A 1,556-nucleotide genomic window follows, 5' to 3' on the forward strand; every position below is an offset into this window, starting at 1 on the left:
TAACAGTAGGCCAAACACTAGCTGACTCTACTCTAAGTGGAACATTTAAGAATGCTTCTAATGAAGCAGTAGCAGGAACACTAGCTTGGACAGATGATACAACAGTAGTAAACGCCACAGGTGATTTTGGATGGACATTTACACCAGATGATCAAGTTGCATACAACGTAATTACAGGAAATGTTGAAGTAACAGTAAATCCTCCAACCATTATATACACTGATGATAAAGGTGCTGAATTGGATGGATTGGTAGTAACAGTAACCCATGATAAGAGTACCCCAGGAAATGTTGTTACATTAACTGTAGATGTTAAAGACTTGTCAACTAATCAACTCCTTGGCATTGTTGTAAAAGATGGTAGTGATAATGATATTTCAGATACTGTCGACTTAGCGGAAACTCCAGATAAAATCGGCCAAGAATTCACCTTCACCATGCCAGCCAACGATGTAACCGTAGCGGTAACCGTTGGGGCACCGAATAAGAAACTTCTGATAAACTCTGATAATAATAGCAATGTGGTAACTTTGAGGAATGGCATAATAGAAAGTGATGGCTACGGTGAAAATTTAAATGACACCCTTAGATGGAGTTACTTCAATAATACTTTAACCATGAATGGTTTTACCGGTAGTTATTTGGCTAATTTGCAGTCTGAAACATTTATTTTTGATATCCAAGTTAAAGGTGAAAACAAGATAACTAGAAATTGGAATGGCGGTACATTGACTCTTGATGGAAATACTATTATAAAAGGAGATGGTATATTAGAAATAATAAATACAGGCCATCCTAATACAGGACAAGGAGGATCAGGAATATCACTTACTGGCTATTGCAGTCTAACTCTCCAGGATAGTGTACAAGTAAGTGTAACAAGCCAAAAAGGTGGCCCAAATGCTGTAGTTCATAGTCCAGCTGGAGTAATTATAAAAGATTCTGCAAAACTAATCGTAAAGGGTGCCCAGGATAATTCTGATTACACTATTACAGGTGTGAACGGTAAAATAACTATTGAAGATAGTGGTTCAATTGACGTATTGGTGGAAAACCCAGGTGGTAAAACAGTAGCTATCAATAATTTTATGCCAACCGTATATCCTAATGTTAGCGATAATGTTGCAGCCTATAAAGGTGAAGCAACCTTGGGCATAGGAGAAGGAACAATTGATAAACCGATAGTGTTAACTTATTATGTCAAAGAGGATACTACACTGGTTGGTAACAATATACGTGTGGGTTCGAATTCACCAAATGAAGGAATATGGTTGAATGGTTTCGATGAGGGGGACAACATTAAGGGAACAAATACGTCAATAGGCTTTTCTAACGGAGAAGCAACGGTCTATGTCAAACATGATAACAAATACTTTATACTAACTATCAAAGAAGGTCCATCAACACCCTAAACGATAACAACCCAACAAAAGCAACAACACAAGCCCTCCTCAGGAGCAATTGAACTGACCCTTGTCAAGTAGACAACTAATTTAATTAAGTTTTATGCACTTTTGGGTGTGTGGTTTCTATATTCTAAAGGAGCCATACACCCT

The 1,556-nt window shown here is 37.6% G+C and carries 1 protein-coding gene; it reads left to right on the top strand.

All coding sequences use genetic code 11. From position 1 onward, the window contains the following. Nucleotides 1-1,412, top strand: a 1,412-nt coding sequence (locus BLV37_RS15135; RefSeq protein WP_176968005.1) for a hypothetical protein, incomplete at its 5' end; no start/stop codon positions are given. Between the last annotated feature and the right edge of the window lie 144 nt (nucleotides 1,413-1,556).

The organism is Proteiniborus ethanoligenes (assembly GCF_900107485.1).
Lineage (GTDB): Bacteria > Bacillota > Clostridia > Tissierellales > Proteiniboraceae > Proteiniborus > Proteiniborus ethanoligenes.